The sequence below is a fragment of the Achromobacter sp. K91 genome, from assembly GCF_003576205.1.
GTDB classification, from domain to species: Bacteria; Pseudomonadota; Gammaproteobacteria; order Burkholderiales; family Burkholderiaceae_B; genus Achromobacter; species Achromobacter aegrifaciens.
The window spans coordinates 80,610-98,817 of the sequence record NZ_QWFB01000031.1; the positions used below are offsets into that span (position 1 = coordinate 80,610).

17 protein-coding genes are annotated in these 18,208 nt (G+C 67.2%); 12 read left to right on the forward strand and 5 right to left on the reverse strand.

The features are described 5' to 3' along the window. The first annotated feature begins 13 nt into the window (after positions 1 to 13). The 5 genes from DXK93_RS13825 to phbB are packed head-to-tail and all read left to right on the forward strand — an operon-like array spanning position 14 to position 6,202. Complete coding sequence (locus DXK93_RS13825; RefSeq protein ID WP_119450335.1) at positions 14 to 1,081, forward strand: HlyD family secretion protein; 1,068 nt, start codon at positions 14 to 16, stop codon at positions 1,079 to 1,081. Next, positions 1,081 to 3,825: a ribosome-associated ATPase/putative transporter RbbA gene (rbbA, locus tag DXK93_RS13830; protein WP_119450336.1), complete on the forward strand. Its 2,745-nt coding sequence runs from the start codon at positions 1,081 to 1,083 to the stop codon at positions 3,823 to 3,825. The genes DXK93_RS13825 and rbbA overlap by 1 nt, the downstream gene beginning before the upstream one ends. A gap of 1 nt (position 3,826) precedes the next feature. Next, the gene (locus DXK93_RS13835) at positions 3,827 to 4,951 is read left to right on the forward strand and encodes an ABC transporter permease (RefSeq protein ID WP_059371289.1); all 1,125 of its coding nucleotides are present in this window, start codon (positions 3,827 to 3,829) and stop codon (positions 4,949 to 4,951) included. A 47-nt stretch (positions 4,952 to 4,998) separates the two neighbouring features. Further along, entirely contained in the window at positions 4,999 to 5,466 is a 468-nt protein-coding gene (locus tag DXK93_RS13840; protein WP_082400836.1) for a hypothetical protein, read from the forward strand. Then, the gene (gene phbB, locus DXK93_RS13845) at positions 5,456 to 6,202 is read left to right on the forward strand and encodes an acetoacetyl-CoA reductase (RefSeq protein WP_119450337.1); all 747 of its coding nucleotides are present in this window, start codon (positions 5,456 to 5,458) and stop codon (positions 6,200 to 6,202) included. The genes DXK93_RS13840 and phbB overlap by 11 nt, the downstream gene beginning before the upstream one ends. Positions 6,203 to 6,224: 22 nt before the next feature. Here the strand turns inward: phbB and DXK93_RS13850 are convergent, their stop codons facing one another. Further along, on the reverse strand, positions 6,225 to 7,121 hold the full coding sequence (locus DXK93_RS13850) for a LysR family transcriptional regulator (RefSeq protein ID WP_119450338.1): 897 nt from the start codon (positions 7,119 to 7,121) through the stop codon (positions 6,225 to 6,227). Positions 7,122 to 7,259: 138 nt separating this feature from the next. Between DXK93_RS13850 and DXK93_RS13855 the strand changes: the two genes are divergently transcribed. The 7 genes from DXK93_RS13855 to DXK93_RS13885 all read left to right on the forward strand — a co-directional run bounded on the left by DXK93_RS13855 (position 7,260) and on the right by DXK93_RS13885 (position 13,889). Further along, positions 7,260 to 7,877, forward strand: coding sequence for a nitroreductase family protein (locus DXK93_RS13855; protein WP_199728296.1), 618 nt, complete (start codon positions 7,260 to 7,262; stop codon positions 7,875 to 7,877). Between the two features lie 18 nt (positions 7,878 to 7,895). Then, the gene (locus DXK93_RS13860) at positions 7,896 to 8,774 is read left to right on the forward strand and encodes an EamA family transporter (RefSeq protein ID WP_119450484.1); all 879 of its coding nucleotides are present in this window, start codon (positions 7,896 to 7,898) and stop codon (positions 8,772 to 8,774) included. Positions 8,775 to 8,861: 87 nt separating this feature from the next. Continuing rightward, positions 8,862 to 9,557, forward strand: coding sequence for an alpha/beta hydrolase (locus tag DXK93_RS13865; RefSeq protein WP_119450340.1), 696 nt, complete (start codon positions 8,862 to 8,864; stop codon positions 9,555 to 9,557). A 300-nt stretch (positions 9,558 to 9,857) separates the two neighbouring features. Next, complete coding sequence (locus tag DXK93_RS13870) at positions 9,858 to 11,294, forward strand: cytochrome ubiquinol oxidase subunit I (RefSeq protein WP_054452023.1); 1,437 nt, start codon at positions 9,858 to 9,860, stop codon at positions 11,292 to 11,294. 4 nt (positions 11,295 to 11,298) lie between these two features. Then, positions 11,299 to 12,306, forward strand: a complete 1,008-nt coding sequence (gene cydB / locus DXK93_RS13875) for a cytochrome d ubiquinol oxidase subunit II (RefSeq protein WP_119450341.1) — start codon at positions 11,299 to 11,301, stop codon at positions 12,304 to 12,306. Then, positions 12,306 to 12,449 carry a DUF2474 domain-containing protein gene (locus DXK93_RS13880; protein ID WP_082400805.1) on the forward strand — a complete coding sequence of 48 codons (144 nt, stop codon included), beginning with the start codon at positions 12,306 to 12,308 and terminating at the stop codon, positions 12,447 to 12,449. The genes cydB and DXK93_RS13880 overlap by 1 nt, the downstream gene beginning before the upstream one ends. Positions 12,450 to 12,476: 27 nt before the next feature. After that, the gene (locus tag DXK93_RS13885; RefSeq protein WP_054452025.1) at positions 12,477 to 13,889 is read left to right on the forward strand and encodes a PLP-dependent aminotransferase family protein; all 1,413 of its coding nucleotides are present in this window, start codon (positions 12,477 to 12,479) and stop codon (positions 13,887 to 13,889) included. 14 nt (positions 13,890 to 13,903) lie between these two features. On the opposite strand, the gene DXK93_RS13890 is transcribed toward DXK93_RS13885, so the two are convergent. From DXK93_RS13890 to tcuA, 4 genes are all read right to left on the reverse strand, one after another. Continuing rightward, on the reverse strand, positions 13,904 to 14,467 hold the full coding sequence (locus DXK93_RS13890) for a WG repeat-containing protein (protein ID WP_119450342.1): 564 nt from the start codon (positions 14,465 to 14,467) through the stop codon (positions 13,904 to 13,906). A 40-nt stretch (positions 14,468 to 14,507) separates the two neighbouring features. Beyond that, complete coding sequence (locus DXK93_RS13895; protein ID WP_119450343.1) at positions 14,508 to 15,482, reverse strand: tripartite tricarboxylate transporter substrate binding protein; 975 nt, start codon at positions 15,480 to 15,482, stop codon at positions 14,508 to 14,510. Between the two features lie 74 nt (positions 15,483 to 15,556). Continuing rightward, on the reverse strand, positions 15,557 to 16,786 hold the full coding sequence (gene tcuB, locus DXK93_RS13900; protein ID WP_119450344.1) for a tricarballylate utilization 4Fe-4S protein TcuB: 1,230 nt from the start codon (positions 16,784 to 16,786) through the stop codon (positions 15,557 to 15,559). Then, entirely contained in the window at positions 16,773 to 18,188 is a 1,416-nt protein-coding gene (tcuA, locus tag DXK93_RS13905) for an FAD-dependent tricarballylate dehydrogenase TcuA (RefSeq protein WP_119450345.1), read from the reverse strand. The genes tcuB and tcuA overlap by 14 nt, the downstream gene beginning before the upstream one ends. Between the last annotated feature and the right edge of the window lie 20 nt (positions 18,189 to 18,208).

Genomic DNA, 18,208 nt, shown 5'->3' on the forward strand with positions numbered 1-18,208 from the left:
TCAAGGATCCCCGATGCGCCTGCCCACCCGAAAACTGGTCCCTGTCCTGATCGCCCTGGCGGTTGCCGCCGGCGGCTACTACGGCTGGCGGTTGCTGTCCGACAGCGGCCCGGGCGAGGGATTCATCAGCGGCAACGGCCGCATCGAAGCCACCGAAATCGACGTGGCTGCCAAGCTGGCCGGCCGGGTGCAGGAAGTGCTGGCGGTCGAAGGCGACTTCGTCGCCGCCGGCCAGCCGCTGGCGCGCATGCAGATCGACACTTTGCAGGCGCAGCGCGAGGAAGCGCGCGCCCAGCATCAGCAGGCCGTCAACGGCGCGGCCAGCGCCAGCGCGCAGGTCGCGCAACGCGAGAGCGACAAGCTGGCTGCAGAGGCCGTGGTGGTGCAGCGCGAAAGCGAACTGGACGCCGCGCGCCGCCGCCTGGCCCGCTCTGAGACGCTGTCCAAGGAAGGCGCCTCGTCCATCCAGGAACTGGACGACGACCGCGCCCGCGTGCGCAGCGCACAAGCCTCGGTGCATGCCGCGCGTGCGCAGGTGAAGGCCGCGCAGGCCGCCATCGACGCCGCGCGCGCCGCCGAGGTCGGCGCGCAATCCGCCGTCTCCGCCGCACAGGCCACCATCGCCCGCATCGAGGCCGACATCGCCGACAGCGAGCTGCGCGCCCCGCGCGACGGCCGTGTGCAGTACCGCGTGGCACAGCCTGGCGAAGTGCTGGGCGCTGGCGGCAAGGTGCTGAACATGGTGGACCTGGCCGATGTCTACATGACGTTCTTCCTGCCCGAGCAGGCGGCCGGCCGCGTGGCGCTGGGTCAGGACGTACGCATCATCCTCGACGCCGCGCCGCAATACGTCATCCCCGCCAAGGTCTCCTTCGTGGCCAGCACCGCGCAGTTCACGCCCAAGACGGTGGAGACCGCCAGCGAACGGCAGAAGCTGATGTTCCGCGTCAAGGCCCAGATCAGCCCCGAGCTGCTGCAGCGGCACTTGAAGCAGGTCAAGACGGGCCTGCCGGGCGTGGCCTGGCTGAAGCTCGATGCCGACGCGCAATGGCCCGCCAATCTTGAAGTCAAGGTGCCCTGATGACCTCCCCGGACACCGCGCCCGTGGTGACGCTGTCCGGCGTCAGCCTGCGCTACGGCAAGACGGTGGCGCTGGACGGCATCACCCTGGACATTCCCGCCGGCCGCATGGTCGGGCTGATCGGCCCGGACGGCGTCGGCAAGTCCAGCCTGCTGGCCCTGATCGCGGGTTCGCGCGCGGTGCAGGAAGGCAAGGTGGACGTGCTGGATGGCGACATGGCCAGCCGCCGGCACCGCGACGACGTGTGCCCGCGCATCGCCTATATGCCGCAGGGCCTGGGCAAGAATCTCTATCCCACCCTGTCGGTCGAAGAGAACCTGCAGTTCTTCGGCCGCCTGTTCGGCCATGACGAAGCCGAGCGCCGCCGCCGCATCGACAGCCTGACTCGCAGCACCGGCATGTCGGCCTTCCTGTCGCGCCCGGCCGGCAAGCTGTCCGGCGGCATGAAGCAGAAGCTGGGTCTGTGCTGCGCACTGATCCACGACCCCGACTTGCTGATCCTGGACGAGCCCACCACCGGCGTGGATCCGCTGGCGCGCGCGCAGTTCTGGGACCTGATCAACGAGATCCGCCGCGAGCGCAGCGGCATGAGCGTGATCGTGGCCACGGCCTACATGGACGAGGCGCAGCGCTTCGACTGGCTGATCGCCATGGACGAAGGCCGTGTGCTGGCCACCGGCACGCCCGCCGAACTGCAGCAGCGCACCGGCGCGGACTCGCTGGAAGCCGCCTTCATCTCCTTGCTACCGGAAGAAAAGAAGCGCGGCCACAAGCCGGTGGAGATCGTGCCGCTGGCCATCGACCAAGACGCCGAGATCGCCATCGAGGCGCGCGACCTGACCATGCGCTTCGGCGATTTCGTCGCCGTGGACCACGTGAACTTCCGCATCCGCAAGGGCGAGATCTTCGGTTTCCTGGGTTCCAACGGCTGCGGCAAGTCCACCACCATGAAAATGCTGACCGGCCTGCTGCCGGCAAGCGAAGGACAGGCCTGGCTGTTCGGCGCCGAGGTCGATCCGCGCAACATCGATACCCGCCGCCGCGTGGGCTACATGTCGCAGGCGTTCTCGCTGTATGGCGAGCTGACCGTAATGCAGAACCTGGTGCTGCACGCGCGCCTGTTCCACGTTCCGGAGGCCGAGATTCCGGCGCGCGTGGACGAGATGGTGCAGCGCTTCGACCTGGGCGAAGTGCTGGACACCTTGCCCGAGAATCTGCCCATGGGCGTGCGCCAGCGCCTGTCGCTGGCGGTGGCCATGGTGCACAAGCCCGAACTGCTGATCCTGGATGAACCGACCTCGGGCGTGGACCCCGTCGCGCGAGACAACTTCTGGCGCCTGCTGATCGCGCTGGCGCGCCAGGACCAGGTCACCATCTTCATTTCCACGCACTTCATGAACGAGGCCCAGCGCTGCGACCGCATGTCGCTGATGCATGCGGGCAAGGTGCTGGTCAGCGCGTCGCCCGACGAGATCACGCGCATGCGCGGCGCGCAGACGCTGGAGGAAGCCTTCATCGCCTACCTGATCGACGCGGGCGCCGGCACCAAACCAGAAGACGCTGACGCGCAAGCCGCTCCCCCCTTGGCGTCCGCCTCCGCCGAAACGCCGGAACACCGCGGCTTCAGCCTGCAGCGCATGCTGAGCTACATGTGGCGCGAATCGCTGGAACTGCGCCGCGACCCGGTGCGCGCCACGCTGGCCCTGGCCGGTTCGCTCTTGCTGATGTTCGTGATGGGCTTTGGCATCAGCATGGACGTGGAGGACCTGCGCTATGCGGTCATGGACCGCGACCAGACCGGCCTGAGCCACAACTACAGTCTGAACCTGGCGGGCTCGCGCTACTTCATCGAACATCCGCCCATTTCCAGCTACGAGGAGATGGACGCGCGCATGCGCAGCGGCGAGCTGTCGCTGGCCATCGAGATACCGCAAGGCTTTGCGCGCGACGCGGAGCGCGGCAACGGCGCGCAGATCGGCGTCTGGATCGACGGCGCCATGCCGCAGCGCGCCGAGACCATCCGCGGCTATGTGCTGGGCATGCACCAGGGCTGGCTGATGCAGCAGGCGCGCGAACGCCTGGGCTCGGACGCGACCCTGCCGGTCAGCATAGAGACGCGCTTCCGCTACAACCCGGATGTGCGCAGCCTCCCCGCCATGGTGCCCGCCGTGATCCCGCTGCTGCTCCTGATGATGCCGGCGATGCTGACGGCGCTGGCGGTGGTGCGCGAAAAGGAGCTGGGTTCCATCATCAATCTGTACGTCACGCCCGTGACACGGCTGGAATTCCTGCTGGGCAAGCAGGCGCCCTACGTGGCGCTGGCCATGCTGAATTTCCTGCTGATGACGCTGCTGGCCGTGACGCTGTTCGGCGTGCCCATCACCGGCAGCTTCCTGACCCTGCTTGCCGCCGCGCTGATCTACAACGTGGTGGCCACCGCCATCGGCCTGTTGGCCTCCACGTTCACCCGCAGCCAGATCGCGGCGCTGTTCTTCACCATGATAGGCACCCTGGTGCCCGCGGTGCAGTTCGCCGGCCTGCTCAACCCGGTGTCGTCGCTGGAAGGCGCCGGCCGCCTGATCGGACAGGTCTACCCCGCCACGCACATGCTGACCATCAGCCGCGGCGTCTTCAGCAAGGCCCTGGACTTCTCCAACCTGCAAGGCTCGTTCTGGCCGCTGCTGATCGCCATTCCCGTCATCCTGGGCGCCTCGGCGCTGCTGTTGAAGAAACAGGAGACCTGAGATGCGGCACCTGGCCAATATCTACCGCCTGGGCGTGAAGGAGCTGTGGAGCCTGGCGCGCGACCCGATGATGCTGATCCTGATCCTCGTGTCGTTCACGCTGATGATCTACACCGCCGCCACGGCCGTGCCGGAAACCTTGCACAACGCTCCCATCGCCGTGGTCGACGAGGACGTCTCGCCCCTGTCCGCGCGCATCACGTCGGCCTTCTATCCCCCGCACTTCACACCGCCGGAAGTAACGACTTCGGCCGAGGCCGATGCCGGCATGGACGCGGGGCGCTACACCTTCTCGGTCAACATCCCGCCCAATTTCCAGCGCGACGTGCTGGCTGGCCGGCCCGCTGAAATCCAGCTCAACGTGGACGCGACCCGCATGAGCCAGGCGTTCACGGGCAGCAGCTACATCCAGCAGATCATCAGCGACGAGATCAACGAGTTCGTCAAACGCTACCGCGCGCCCACCGAACTGCCGGTGGAGCTGGCGGTGCGCATGCGCTTCAACCCCAATCTGACCCAGGCCTGGTTCGGCGCGCTGATGGAGATCATCAACAACGTCACCATGCTGTCCATCATCCTGACCGGCGCCGCGCTGATCCGCGAACGCGAGCACGGCACCATCGAGCACCTGCTGGTCATGCCGGTGACGCCGACCGAGATCATGGTCGCGAAGGTCTGGTCGATGGGGCTGGTGGTGTTGGCATCTGCTGGGCTATCGTTGACTTTCGTGGTACGCGGCTTGCTGCAAGTGCCGATCGAAGGATCGGTGGCGCTGTTCCTGGTCGGGGCGGCGCTGCACCTGTTCGCGACGACCTCTATGGGCATATTCATGGCCACGCTTGCGCGCAGCATGCCGCAGTTCGGCATGTTGCTTGTACTAGTGCTGCTGCCCCTGCAAATGCTGTCGGGCGGCACCACGCCGCGCGAAAGCATGCCGCAGTTCGTGCAGGACATCATGCTGGCCGCTCCCACCACCCACTTCGTGGAACTCGGCCAGGCCATTCTCTACCGCGGCGCGGGCTTGAGCGTCGTGTGGCAACCCTTCCTGGCGCTGGCGCTCATAGGCTCGGTCCTGTTCGCGTTCTCGCTGGCGCGCTTTCGCAAGACCCTCAGCCAGATGGCTTGAGGCCTGTGTGTTCGTTACCCCTTACCACTCTCTTAAAAGGACGGATGATGAAGAAAACCACTGCCTCCACGCCTCAGGGCCTTGCCAGCGCCAATGCCGCCTATTGCCAGCGCATGGCGCAGCTTGCGCAGGAAAGCCAGCAGCGCTGGGTTGAACTGGGCCGCCGCCTGGCCGGCGGCAACGCGGAACAATACCTGGCCGCACTGGCGCCCTTGCAACAATCCGGCAACTGGCAAGAGATCGCGCCCGCGCTGGGCGAAATGACGCGCAAGCAATGGCAAAGCCAGCTTGAAGCCAGCCAGGCCATCACCCACGCGCTGCTCGAAGAACAGGCCACCCTGGCCGCCGGCATGAGCGAAGCAATGCGAGGCTGGCTGAAGCAGGCCACCGGCGGCGCCATGGGCATCGAAGACACGCCCATGGCGCAGATCTGGAAGACGCTGTCGAACCAGATGGCGTCGGCGTGCTCGGCCATGCGCGACGCAAGCCAACCGGGATCCCATCATGACGGCTGAACGCACTGCGCTCGTCACAGGCGGGGCCGGCTGCCTCGGGCAAGCCATCGCGCGCGCCCTGCACGATGCCGGCCACCAGGTCATCATCACCTACCACTCCAGCGAAGACGCCGCGCGGGCGTGGGTGGACGCGGAGGCGGCCCAGGGCCGCCGCTACGCCATGTACAGGGTGGACGTGGCCGATTACGACTCGTGCCAGGCGCTGGCGCGGCGCCTGGAGGAAGACGGCCGCCAGATCGACATCCTGATCAATAACGCCGGCCTTACCCGCGATGCCAGCCTGCGCAAGATGAGTCACGAAAACTGGACGGACGTGCTGCGCGGCAACCTGGACTCCATGTTCAACATGACGCAGCCGCTATGCGGCGCCATGGCCGACCGGGGCTGGGGCCGCATCGTCAACATCTCGTCCGTCAACGGCAGCAAGGGGTCGTTTGGCCAGACCAACTATGCGGCCTCCAAGGCCGGCATCCACGGCTTCACCAAATCCCTGGCGCTGGAGCTGGCCAGGAAAGGCGTGACGGTGAACACCGTATCGCCGGGCTACCTGGCGACGCGCATGGTGGAGGCCGTGCCCGAAGAGGTGTTGAAGGAGAAGATCCTGCCGCAGATCCCGCTGGGCCGGCTCGGTCGCCCGGAAGAGATCGGCGCGCTGGTCGCCTTCATCTGCAGCGATGCCGCGGCGTTCATGACCGGTAGCAATGTCGCCATGAACGGCGGCCAGCACATGTATTGATGCGGCTACGGGCCGCCGCGGCTCATTCCCGCGGCGCGCCCAGTTCTTCCAGCAGGAAGTCGACGAAGGCGCGCACCTTGGCCACCATGTGGCGGCGCGAGGGATACACCGCATACACGTAGGTCTCGTCGGGTTTCCAATCCTGCAGCACCGCCTGCAGCGCGCCGCTGTCCAGGTCCTGCTGCACGTACACGCGCGGCACCAGGCTGACGCCAAAACCGGCGCGCAGCGCATCGCGCACCGCCAGGCTGGAACTCACCCTGTAGCGGCCCCGCACCGGGACGCGTTCGGTCTCCCCCGCGCGCTTGAAGGTCCATTCGTCCGAGTGGCCAGACAAGGTGAACTGCACGCGCTCCATGTTGCGCAGCGCCAGGGGCGAGGCCGGCACGCCATGGCGCTCGAAGTAGGCCGGCGCGCCGCAGAGCACGTGGTCCAGCGTCATCAGCTTGCGCGCCACCAGGCTGGAATCCTCCAGCCGGTCGGTGCCGCGGATAGCCAGGTCGTAGCCTTCCTTGACGATGTCGATGCGGCGGTCCTCCAGGTTGAGGTCCAGCGATACCTGCGGATAGCGCTCCAGGAAGCGCGGCATGGCGGCGGACAGCCGGACCAGGCTCAGCGACATGGGCGCGCTGACCCGCAAGGTGCCCGACGGCGCCTGCTGCAAGGGCCCCAGCGATTGCTCGGCTTCGCTCAGGTCGTCCAGAATGCGCACCACCTGTTCGTAGTAGCGCGCGCCGGCTTCGGTCAGGCTCATGCGGCGGGTGGTGCGGTTGAGCAGGCGCGCCGCCAGGTGGGTTTCCAGTTCGGCGATGTTCTTGCTGACCGCGGCGGGCGACAGGCCCATCTGCCGCGACGCGGCTGCGAAGCCGCCCCGCTCCACCACTTGCCTGAACACCCTCAGCGCCGTCAGATGATCCATAGATTATTCACTATTGGTGAATGATATTGCCATTGAATTGGATATTATCGCCAAACAAGGATTCAATTAGCCTGTGGACATGGAGACGGCGCGCATATGGCGAGCCGGCAATCTCAGCAAATCCCAAGGATGGCAGCCATGAACCACGCCCTGACCGACGCAATCGCGCAACGCGTTTCCGCCAACTTCTTCGATCCCGCCCGCGGCGTGGACGACGACATCATCCGTACCCTGGTCTCCTGGGCCACCCGCGCGCCCACCGCCTTCAATCTGCAGAACTGGCGCTTCATCGCCGTGCGCAGCCAGGAGGGCAAGCGCCGGCTGCGCGAGTTGGCGTGGAACCAGCCCAAGGTGAGCGAATCGGCGGTGACCTTCATCGTGCTGGGCGTGCTGCCCCAGGCCGCCTGGATGGCCGACCGCCTGCAACCGTCCGTGGACGCGGGCTTCATGCCCGCGGCCATGGTGCCATCCTGGGAAGCCGCGGCCAGCCGCCTCTATGTCGACTCGCCGCAGACGCAGCGCGACGAGGCCGTGCGCAGCGCCACCTTCGGCGCCTCCACCCTGATGCTGGCAGGACAAGCCCAAGGCCTGGCCGCCAGCCCGATGACCGGCTTTGACGCCGCCGGCGTGGCCCAGGCCTTCGGCTTGCGCCAGGAGGAGGTGCCGGTCATGCTGGTCGCCATGGGCTACGCGCAGGAAGGCAATTGGCCGCAGAAGCCGCGCCGCCCCGTCCACGACGTGCTTGAACTTGCCTGAGCTAGCCGGAGCATGACCATGAACCGCGGTTCCGATCTGCTGTTGACTGCCCTGGCGCCCGCCATCTGGGGCAGCACCTACGTCGTCACCACCCTGATGCTGCCGCAGGACTATCCGCTGACGGTCGCCATGCTGCGCGCGCTGCCGGCCGGCTTCCTGCTGCTGCTGATCGTGCGCCAACTGCCGCAAGGCATCTGGTGGCTGCGCGCCTTCATCCTGGGCGCGCTGAACTTTTCCGTTTTCTGGGCTCTGCTGTTCGTGGCGGCCTACCGCCTGCCGGGCGGCGTGGCCGCCACGCTGGGCGCGGTCCAGCCGCTGGTGGTGATACTGCTGGCACGCTGCCTGCTGGGCACACCCGTACGCGGCCTGTCGGTGCTGGCGGCGCTGGGCGGCCTGGGCGGAGTGGCGCTGCTGGTGCTGACGCCCAAGGCCGCGCTGGACCCGGTAGGCATTGCGGCCGGATTGATCAGCGCCGCCTCGATGGCCCTGGGCACGGTACTCAGCCGGCGCTGGCAGCCGCCGGTATCCGCGCTCACCTTCACATCGTGGCAGCTGACGGCGGGCGGCATCCTGCTGGCGCCGCTGGCCTTCGCCGCCGAGCCCGCCCTGCCGCCGCTCACCGCGCTTAACGTGGCCGGCATCGCCTACCTGGGTTTGATTGGCGCGGCGCTGACCTATGTGCTCTGGTTCCGGGGCGTAGCGCGGCTGGAGCCCGCGGTGGTCTCCTCGCTCGGCTTTCTCAGCCCCATTACCGCCGTGCTGCTGGGCTGGGGCATGCTGGGCCAGCAGCTGAGCGCCGCGCAGATCGCCGGCATGGTGATCGTGGTCGCCAGCGTGTGGCTGAGCCAGCGCGCCCAGCGTCCGGCCGCCGTCACGCCTGCCCCGCGTCCGCTGTAACGGCACTGGCGCCGCCGCAAATAGTTGTGGCGGCGCCGTCCTGGCCGGCGCATGATCGTTGCTCCATCCCGAGGAAGGAGCCACATCATGAGCAGCAAACCCAGCATCATTCTTGTGCACGGTTTCTGGGGCGGCGCCGCCCACTGGAGCCGCGTCATCCTGGAACTGGCGCGCAAGGGCTATCAAGACCTGCACGCCGTCGACATGCCGCTGGCCTCCCTGGCCGGCGACGCCGAACGCACGCGCAAAATGATCGCGCAGCAGAAGGGCCCCGTGCTGCTGGTGGGCCATTCGTACGGCGGCGCGGTCATTACCGAAGCCGGCAACCAGCCCAACGTGGCCGGCCTGGTGTACATCGCCGCCTTCGCCCCGGACGCGGGAGAAAGCCCGGGCGGCATCACACAAGAAATGCTGCCCGCGGCCGCGCCCAACCTGGCGCCCGACAGCGACGGCTACCTCTGGCTACGCGCCGACAAGTTCCATGAGAGCTTCTGCCAGGACCTGTCCGCCGACGAGGGCCTGGTCATGGCCGTCACGCAAAAGGCGCCCCTGGCCAGCGCCTTCGGCGAAACGGTGTCCGTCCCCGCATGGCGCAGCAAGCCGTCCTGGTACCAGATATCCAGCCAGGACCGGATGATCGCCCCCGAAAACCAGACGCGCATGGCCGCGCGCCTGAACACCCGCAAGACCATCACGCTGGACGCCAGCCACGCATCGCTTGCGTCGCGCGCCGCCGAGGTGGCCGGCCTGATCGACGAAGCGGCGCGCGCCTGCGCATCCTAGGCGCCGGCCTGGCGGGCTGCGCACTCAAAACCAGCGTATCAGGGGACGCACCCGCCTTTTCTGTGCTGCTTTTTTTGTAACTTCATCGTCTTCGCAAAACTTGCAGCACAGATGCTTTCCCTATGAAAAGCGCATTTTCTTCCGGCAATCTATCCAAACTGATCCGCTTTTTTATTCATGATCTGAATCTGTACTGATCCAGGCTGCGGCTCTAACTTCACGGTGTAGGTCAAACACCCGTCAGCGCACGCCGTCTTGTGGCGGTTGAGGCGCGCTGGCGAAGAAGTCAGGAATACCGCCATGGATAGCGACGCGCTATTGCTTGCCCGAATACAGTTCGGCTTCACCATCTCGTTTCACATCATCTTCCCCGCCATCACCATCGGCCTGGCCAGCTATCTCGCCGTGCTGGAAGGCCTGTGGCTGCGCACGCGCAACACCGTCTACCGCGACCTCTACCATTTCTGGACCAAGATCTTTGCCGTCAACTTCGGGATGGGCGTGGTGTCCGGCCTCGTGATGGCGTATCAGTTCGGCACCAACTGGAGCTTCTTCTCCGATTTCGCCGGCAGCGTGACCGGGCCCTTGCTGGCCTATGAAGTGCTGACCGCCTTCTTCCTGGAAGCCGGCTTCCTGGGCGTGATGCTGTTCGGCTGGTCGCGCGTCGGGCCGGGCCTGCATTTCTTCTCGACCGTGATGGTGGCGCTGGGCACGCTGGTGTCCGCCACCTGGATCCTGGCCTCCAACAGCTGGATGCAGACGCCCGCCGGCTACGAAATCCTGGACGGCCGCGTGGTGCCCACGGACTGGCTGGCCGTGATCTTCAATCCGTCCTTCCCCTACCGCCTGGCGCACATGGGCATCGCCGCGTTCCTGGCGACCGCGCTGATGGTGGGCGCATCCGGCGCCTGGCACATGTTGCGCGGCGACCGCAGCCCCGCCGTGAAGAAGATGTTCGCGATGGCCATGGGCATGCTGCTGCTGGTGGCCCCGCTGCAAGCCGTGGTGGGCGACTTCCATGGCCTGAACACGCTCAAGCACCAGCCCGCCAAGATCGCGGCCATCGAAGGCCATTGGGAAAACGAGCCTGGCGCTGGCGTGCCGCTGACACTGTTCGGCATCCCCGACATGGAGCGCGAGGAAACGCGCTACGCGGTCAACATTCCGCGCCTGGGCAGCCTGATCCTCACGCATAGCTGGGACGGCCAGTTCCCGGGTCTGAAGTCCTATCCGCCCGAAGACCGTCCCAATGCCACGGCCGTGTTCTGGTCGTTCCGCGTGATGGCGGGCCTGGGCATGCTGATGATCGCGCTCGCCCTCTGGGCCGCGTGGTCGCGCTGGCGTGGCCGGCTGTACGAATCGCGCTGGTTGCACCGGTTTGCGCTGTGGATGGGACCTTCCGGGCTGATCGCCATCCTGGCCGGCTGGTACGTGACGGAAATCGGCCGCCAGCCCTGGGTGGTGTACGGCGTCATGCGCACCGCCGACGCGGCCACGCCGCACGGACTGGGCGAACTGACGCTGACGCTGGCGCTGTTCGTGGTGGTGTACCTGCTGGTGTTCGGCGCCGGCGTCTCGTACATGCTGCGCCTGATCCGCATGGGCCCCAGCCCCGCCCCCGGCCACGCGCCGCTGTCGGGCGGCCCGGGCGAACCGCGCCAGCCCTCGCGGCCGCTGTCGGCCGCCTCCACCCTGGCGGGCATCGAGCCCGCGCAACGCAAGCATTCGGGAGTCTGAGGCCATGGGCATCGACCTTGCACTGGTATGGGCCGTCATCATCCTGTTCGGCGTGATGATGTACGTGATCATGGATGGCTTCGATCTGGGCATCGGCATCCTCTTCCCGCTGATCTCCGATCGCGAGGAACGCGACGTCATGGTCAACACCGTGGCGCCCGTGTGGGACGGCAACGAGACCTGGCTGGTGCTGGGCGGCGCCGGCCTGATGGCCGCGTTCCCGCTGGCCTACTCGGTGATCCTGAGCGCGCTGCACCTGCCGCTGGTATTCATGCTGCTGGGCCTGATCTTCCGCGGCGTGGCGTTCGAATTCCGCTTCAAGGCGGACGAGCATCACCGCCCGCTGTGGGACCGCGCCTTTGTGCTCGGTTCCGTGTGCGCCACGTTCTTCCAGGGCGTGACGCTGGGCGCCTACATCGAAGGCATCCCGGTCGCGGACCGCGCCTATCAAGGCGGCGCCTGGGACTGGATCAGCCCGTTCTCGCTCTTCACCGGGGCGGGGCTGGTGGTGGCTTACGCGCTGCTCGGCTGCACCTGGCTCATCATGAAGACCGAAGGCCGGCTGCACCGCCACATGTGCGACATCGCCCGTCCGCTCACGCTGCTGCTGCTGGCAGTGATCGCGGCGCTCAGCGTCTGGACGCCGCTGGCGCAGCCGCAGATCGCGCAGCGCTGGTTCAGCCTGCCCAACATGTTCTGGTTCCTGCCGGTGCCGTTGCTGGTCGCCGTGACCGGCTTCGATCTCATCCGCCGCGTCAAGGGCATGCCCAACGCCGGGCCCTTCGTGCTGTCGCTGGCGCTGCTGTTCCTGGGGTACAGCGGCCTGGGCATCAGCATCTGGCCCGCCATCATCCCGCCTGACGTGTCCATCTGGACCGCATCCGCGCCGCCGCAAAGCCTGGGCTTCGCGCTGGTGGGAGCGCTGGCGATCATTCCGATTATCCTCATGTACACCGCCTGGTCGTACTACGTGTTCCGGGGCAAGGTGCGCCTTGGCGAGGAGTTCCACTGATGAACGGCTCCCAATCCTCCCTGCCCTCATGGCGCAGCCGCCTGCTCTGGCTGGCGATGATCTGGGCATGCAGTGTCGCGGCCCTGGGCGTGGCGGCCTATGCGCTGCGCCTGGTGATGAGATCCATCGGCATGTCGACCTGAACCCGCTCCAAACAAACGGACCCGCCCATGAAGCGCTATGAACGGCTGACAGAAGAAATCACCGCCTCGATCCGATCGGGCCTGCTGCAGGCGGGCGACCGCCTGCCCTCGGTGCGGCAGACCAGCGCCAGCCGCGGGGTCAGCCCGTCGACGGTGTTCAAGGCCTACTACCTGCTGGAAGCGCGCGGCCTGATCCGGGCGCGCGACCGCTCCGGCTATTACGTGCTGCGCGCGCCGCACGCCACGCTGCCGGAGCTGGACGGATTGTCCAGCGCCAGCGCCGGACGCCATCCGGTGGACGTCAGCGACAACGTGCTGCAGGTGCTCAACGCCACCCTGCGCCGCGACATGCTGCCCTTTGGCTCGGCCTTTCCCAACCCGTCGCTGCTGCCCTACGGACGCCTGGCGAAGTTCATGGCGGCCACGGTGCAGCGCCTGGACCCCTGGGGCTCGATCGACGACCTCAGTCCGGGCGACGCGGCGCTGCGCCGCGCCATCGCGCTGCGCTACCTGGCCGACGGCATGTCGGTGCCGGTGGACGACATCATCATCACCAACGGCGCGCTGGACGCGCTGAACCTTAGCCTGGCGGCGGTCACCGAGCCCGGCGACGCGGTCATCGTGGAATCCCCCACCTTCTACGCCGCGCTGCAATCGCTGGAGCGCAACCACCTGCACGCCATCGAAGTGGCCACGCATCCGCGCGAAGGCATAGACCTGCGGGCGCTGGAGCAGGCCATCCTGCGCCACCGCCCCAAAGCCTGCTGGCTCATGACCACCTTCCAGAACCCGCTGGGCAGCCTGATGCCCGACGACAAGAAGGAAGCGCTGGTGCGGTTGCTTGCGAGCCACGACGTGGCGTTGATCGAAGACGACGTCTACGGCGAGCTGTACTTCGGCGAGCAGCGTCCGCGCCCCGCCAAGGCCTACGATCGCGATGGCATCGTCATGCACTGCTCTTCGTTCTCCAAGACCCTGGCGCCGGGCTACCGCGTGGGCTGGGTGGCCGCCGGCCGCTACACGCGGCGCATCATGCGCAACAAGCTCACCACCAGCCTGGCCACCGCCGCGCCCACCCAGGCGGCCATCGCAGCCTATCTGGAAAAAGGCGGCTTCGACCGCCACCTGCGGCAATTCCGCCAGGCGCTGGCCCAGCAGCAAGGGGAACTGCTGCAAGCCATCGCCCGCTACTTCCCCAAGGGCACGCGCGCCACGCGACCGCTGGGCGGCTACTTCGTGTGGGTGGAGCTGCCGGCCCATATCGACACGCTCAAGGTGCACCGCGCCGCGCTGGGACACGGCATCAGCATCGCCCCGGGTCCGCTGTTTTCAGCGTCAGGCGCCTTCGGCAACTTCCTGAGGCTGAACGGCGGCCATCCCTGGAATCCCGAAATGGAGCAAGGCATGGCGACGCTGGGCAAGCTGCTGGCGGGCGGCTGATCCGCGAGCGTCGTTCAGCGGCGCTTTCTCGCGGCCTCCAGATCGCTGCGCAAGGACGCAGCGTCCGGCCGCAGGGGCAGCGCCAGGACGCCCTTGCGGTCGATGGCGCCCCAATCGCCGCCGACCATCACGGAATGCTCGCCATCCTGCACGCTGACGCAATGGCTGCACACTGCGGCCAGACCGCTGCTGAAAGGCTCAGCCCACGCATAGGAGGTGGCCAGCGCCAGCTCCAGCTGCTTGTCGTAGTAGGCCATGCCTTCCGGCCTGCGCCCGCGCGCCAGCCCTTCCTCGAACTCGTCCGGGCCGTTGTCGTAGGTAATCACGGACACCGACCGGCCATCCGGCCGCACCCAACGCCAGCCAGCGACGGCCGCGGGCGCCAGGCCATCGGCGCCGAACTGCATGCGGCGCAAGATTTCGGGGTTGAAGACGATGCCGCCGCCGTCCTCGCGGGCGCACTGTTCCGCGTGGCCGAATGCGCCTTCGTCGGTCTTGTCCGCATAGAAGCAGGAAAGTTCGAAGGCAGCCGCGTTGCCCGTTGCCAGGGCCAGCGTGGTGAGCAGGGCAATAAGCATGCGTCATTCTAGGACACTGCCCCGCTCTACGCCCCCGGTATCAGTTCGCCGTGGCGCCCGAATCCTTGACGGCCTTGGCCCAGGCCGCAATCTCGCTCTGGATGAAGGCGCCAAACGCCGCCGTGTTCAGGCTGGAGGCCTGCGCGCCCTCTTCCATCAGGCGCTGCTTGACCGCAGGCGCGGCCAGCGCGCCGCTCAACGCCTGGTTCAGCGTGGCGACCACCGCGTCCGGCGTGCCCGCCGGCGCAACGATGCCGTGCCACGACACGGCCTGAAAGCCCGGCAGGCCCGATTCCGCCATGGTGGGGATATCCGTCATGGCGGGCGAACGCTGCGGCGAGGTAACCGCCAGCGCGCGCAGCGTGCCGGCCTTTACGTGCGGCAGCACGCCGGGAATGGTCGTGAACATGAAGTCGATCTGGCCGCCGATCAGGTCGGTGATGGCCGGACTGCCGCCCTTGTAGGGGATGTGCGTGAACTGGAGCTTCGCGGCGCTCTTGAACATCTCGCCGGCCAGATGGCCAGGCGTGCCCGCGCCGGCCGAGCCCATGTTGATCTTGTCGCCCTGCGAACGGATGTAGGCAACCAGCTCCTGCACATTGGCAGCCTGCACCTGCTTGCCCACCACCAGCACATTGGGCACGGTGGCCAGCAGCGTCACGGGCGTGAAGTCCTTCACCGCATCGTACGAAATCCGCGAGTACAAGGACGGATTGATGCCGTGCGTGCTGGCAGTTGCCAAGAGCAGCGTGTAGCCGTCCGGCGCGGACATCGCCACCTGCTTGGCGGCGATGGTGCCGTTAGCGCCGCCCTTGTTGTCGATGACGATGGTTTGCCCCAGCGTCTTCGCCGCCTCCGCCGCAACGGTGCGCGCCAGGATGTCCGAGGTGCCGCCCGCGGAATGCGGCACCACCAGCGTGATCGGCTTCGAGGGGAAGGACTGGGCTTGCGCCGGCAAGGCCGGCAGCAGACAGGCGGCCAGCGCGGCACGCGCCAGCAAGGAAGTGCGGAACATTGAAGTCTCCTGGTTTGTTGTCGGTCGCGGCGCCGTCGACGGACGCCGTCATGGCCGCGCGGCTGCGCGGTGCTTCAATCCGAGCCCAGTTGCAGCTTGTTGGGCTGGCGTTTCTCGATGGCCCACTTCAACAACGCGGCCGAACGATAGATACCGTGGGCGAACTTGCCGTAGGGCAGCGTCAGGAATAGCGCCATCACCACGCCCAGGTGAATCGCCAGCAGCAGCGCCATCGCGCCGCCGTCGCGGCCGGCCAGCAAGGCCAGGCCCGTGGCGCTGGTCAGGAACAGCAGCGCAATGAAGCCGCGGTCCATGGGCTTTTGCGCCGCGTCGCCCTGCTGCGGATGACGCTTAAGGTTCAACCACAGCAGTCCCGCGGGTCCGATCAACAGGCCGACGCCGCCTGCCGTACCCAGCAGCACAGGCGCGCTCCAGAAGGGATACGGCGCCTGCTGGTCCAGCAGATAGTGATACAGCGTCGCCACGCTGGTGGCGGCGAAACACAGCATGAAGCCGTAGAACGTGAAGTGATGGAAGCGGCGGCGCCACAAGGTGAAGGCGTCGTCCGCGTTGTTGCAGCCCTTGCCATGCCCCCCATCCAGGTAGCGCAGGCGCAGGGCGTCATGCGCCGCTTCCGCCACTGCAGCGCCTGTGGCCGCGCCCGGACTGACATTGCGCCAGAAGCGCGTCACGCCCACGCCCAGCGCCAGCATCGCAAAGCCGAACACCGCGCCGAACATCAGCGCCAGCGTGTTGTGCGGGAACACCGCGTAGAAATTGCCGGCCATGGGCTCATGGAACAAGCCGCCCGCCATCAGCACGGCCATCGCCAGGAACAGTGCCAAGCCCGCAGCGGCGGCCAGCGACACGGTCAGGCCATTGCGCTTATACAGGGCGCCCAGAGCTGCGGGCCAGGCATAATCGGTGTACGTCTGCATCCGCACCCGCGCCATGGATTGCGGCACGTTCACCGAAAACTCGTGCGGCGGCGCGTACTGGCAGGCATGCAGGCAGGCGCCGCAGTTGTGGCACAAGTTGGCCAGGTAGTTCAAGTCGGCCTTGCCGAATTCCAGGCGACGGGTCATGGCGGGAAACACCGCACAGAATCCTTCGCAATAGCGGCAGGCGTTGCAGATCTGCATGACGCGGGCGACTTCGGTTTCATCGCCCGTCAGCAGATCCGCCCGGCGTTCGGCCTGTTTGCCATGCCAGCGCACCGGCTGCTCTGCCATGACGGGCGCTGCCTCGCCATGCTGCGTGGAAAAGGACTGGGCCTCGCGGGCCAGGGCTTCAAGCTGCTTCATGTCGTGCTTCCGCGTTATGCCGGCCGCGCGCGGCGGCGGCGGCCCGGGTGCCGGCGATGCGGCCGAAGGCCGTGCCGATGGACATCCCCACCCCGGCCGTATAGCCCTTGCCCAGCACATTGCCTGCCATCATTTCGCCCGCGACGAACAGGTTGTCGCTGGGCACGTCGCTGAACCGGACCGCGGCGGTGTCGTCCACCTTCAGGCCCAGGTAGGTAAAGGTGATGCCGGGCCGCAAGGCATAGCCATAGAACGGCGCCGTGTCGATGGGCCGCGCCCAGTGCATCTTGGCCGGCGCCAGGCCTTCGGTATGGCAGTCGTCCAGCGCCGTATGGTCGAACTTGCCGACGCGGCAGGCCGCGTTGTAGTCGCGCACGGTCTGCTCGAAGACCGCCGGGTCCAGCCCCAGCTTCACCGCCAGTTCCGGCAAGGTGTCGGCCTGCACGCCCGGGAACACCGGCGGCATGAAGCGGCCCACGGCCTTGGCGTCAATGATGGAATAGGCGATCTGGCCCGGCTGCATGGCTGTCAGGCGGCCCCAGATCGCGTAGCGCTTGGGCCAGAAGTCCTCGCCCTCGTCGTAGAAGCGCCTGGCCTCCCGGTTGACCACCACGCCCAGCGACACGCAATCGATGCGCGTGCAGATGCCGCCGTCGTACAGCGGCGCGCGCGCATCGATTGCCACGCAATGCGACTGCGACGGATCGCCGATGCTGTCCGCGCCGGCGTCCAGCATGAACTTCAGCAGCACGCCCATGTTGTAGCGCGTGCCGCGGATCAGGAAATTGTCGGCCGGCCATTCGCCGCGCTCGTTCTGGCCCCAGGCTTCGCGCAGCCACTCGCGGTTGGATTCGAAGCCGCCGGCCGCCAGCACACAGGCGCGCGCCTCGATGCGCTCATGGCCGATGCGCGCCGCCACGAAGCGCCCTTCCTCCAGCTCCAGCGAGTCGACCGGCGCGTCGTAGCGGATCTGCACGCCCAGCGCTTCGGCGCTGCGATAGTAGGCGTTGACCAGGGCCTTGCCGCCGCCCATGAAGAAGGCGTTGGTGCGCGCCACGTGCAGCGCGCCGGACAAGGGCGGCTGGAAGTTCACGCCATGGCGGCGCATCCAATCGCGACAGGTGGAGGACTCGCGGATGACCAGCCGCGCCAGATGCTCGTTGGTCTGCCCGCCCGTCACTTTGAGCAGATCCTGCCAGTATTCTTCCTCGGGATAGGCCTCGACCAGCACGTCCTGCGGCGCGTCGTGCATGCAGCGCAGATTGCGCGTGTGCTGCGAATTGCCGCCGCGCCATTCGCGCGGCGCCGCTTCCAGCAGCAGCACGCTGGCGCCGGCCTCGCGCGCCATCAGGGCCGCGCACAGCGCCGCGTTGCCCCCTCCCACCACCAAGACGTCGACCATGCCATCGTTCCTCTTCCAAG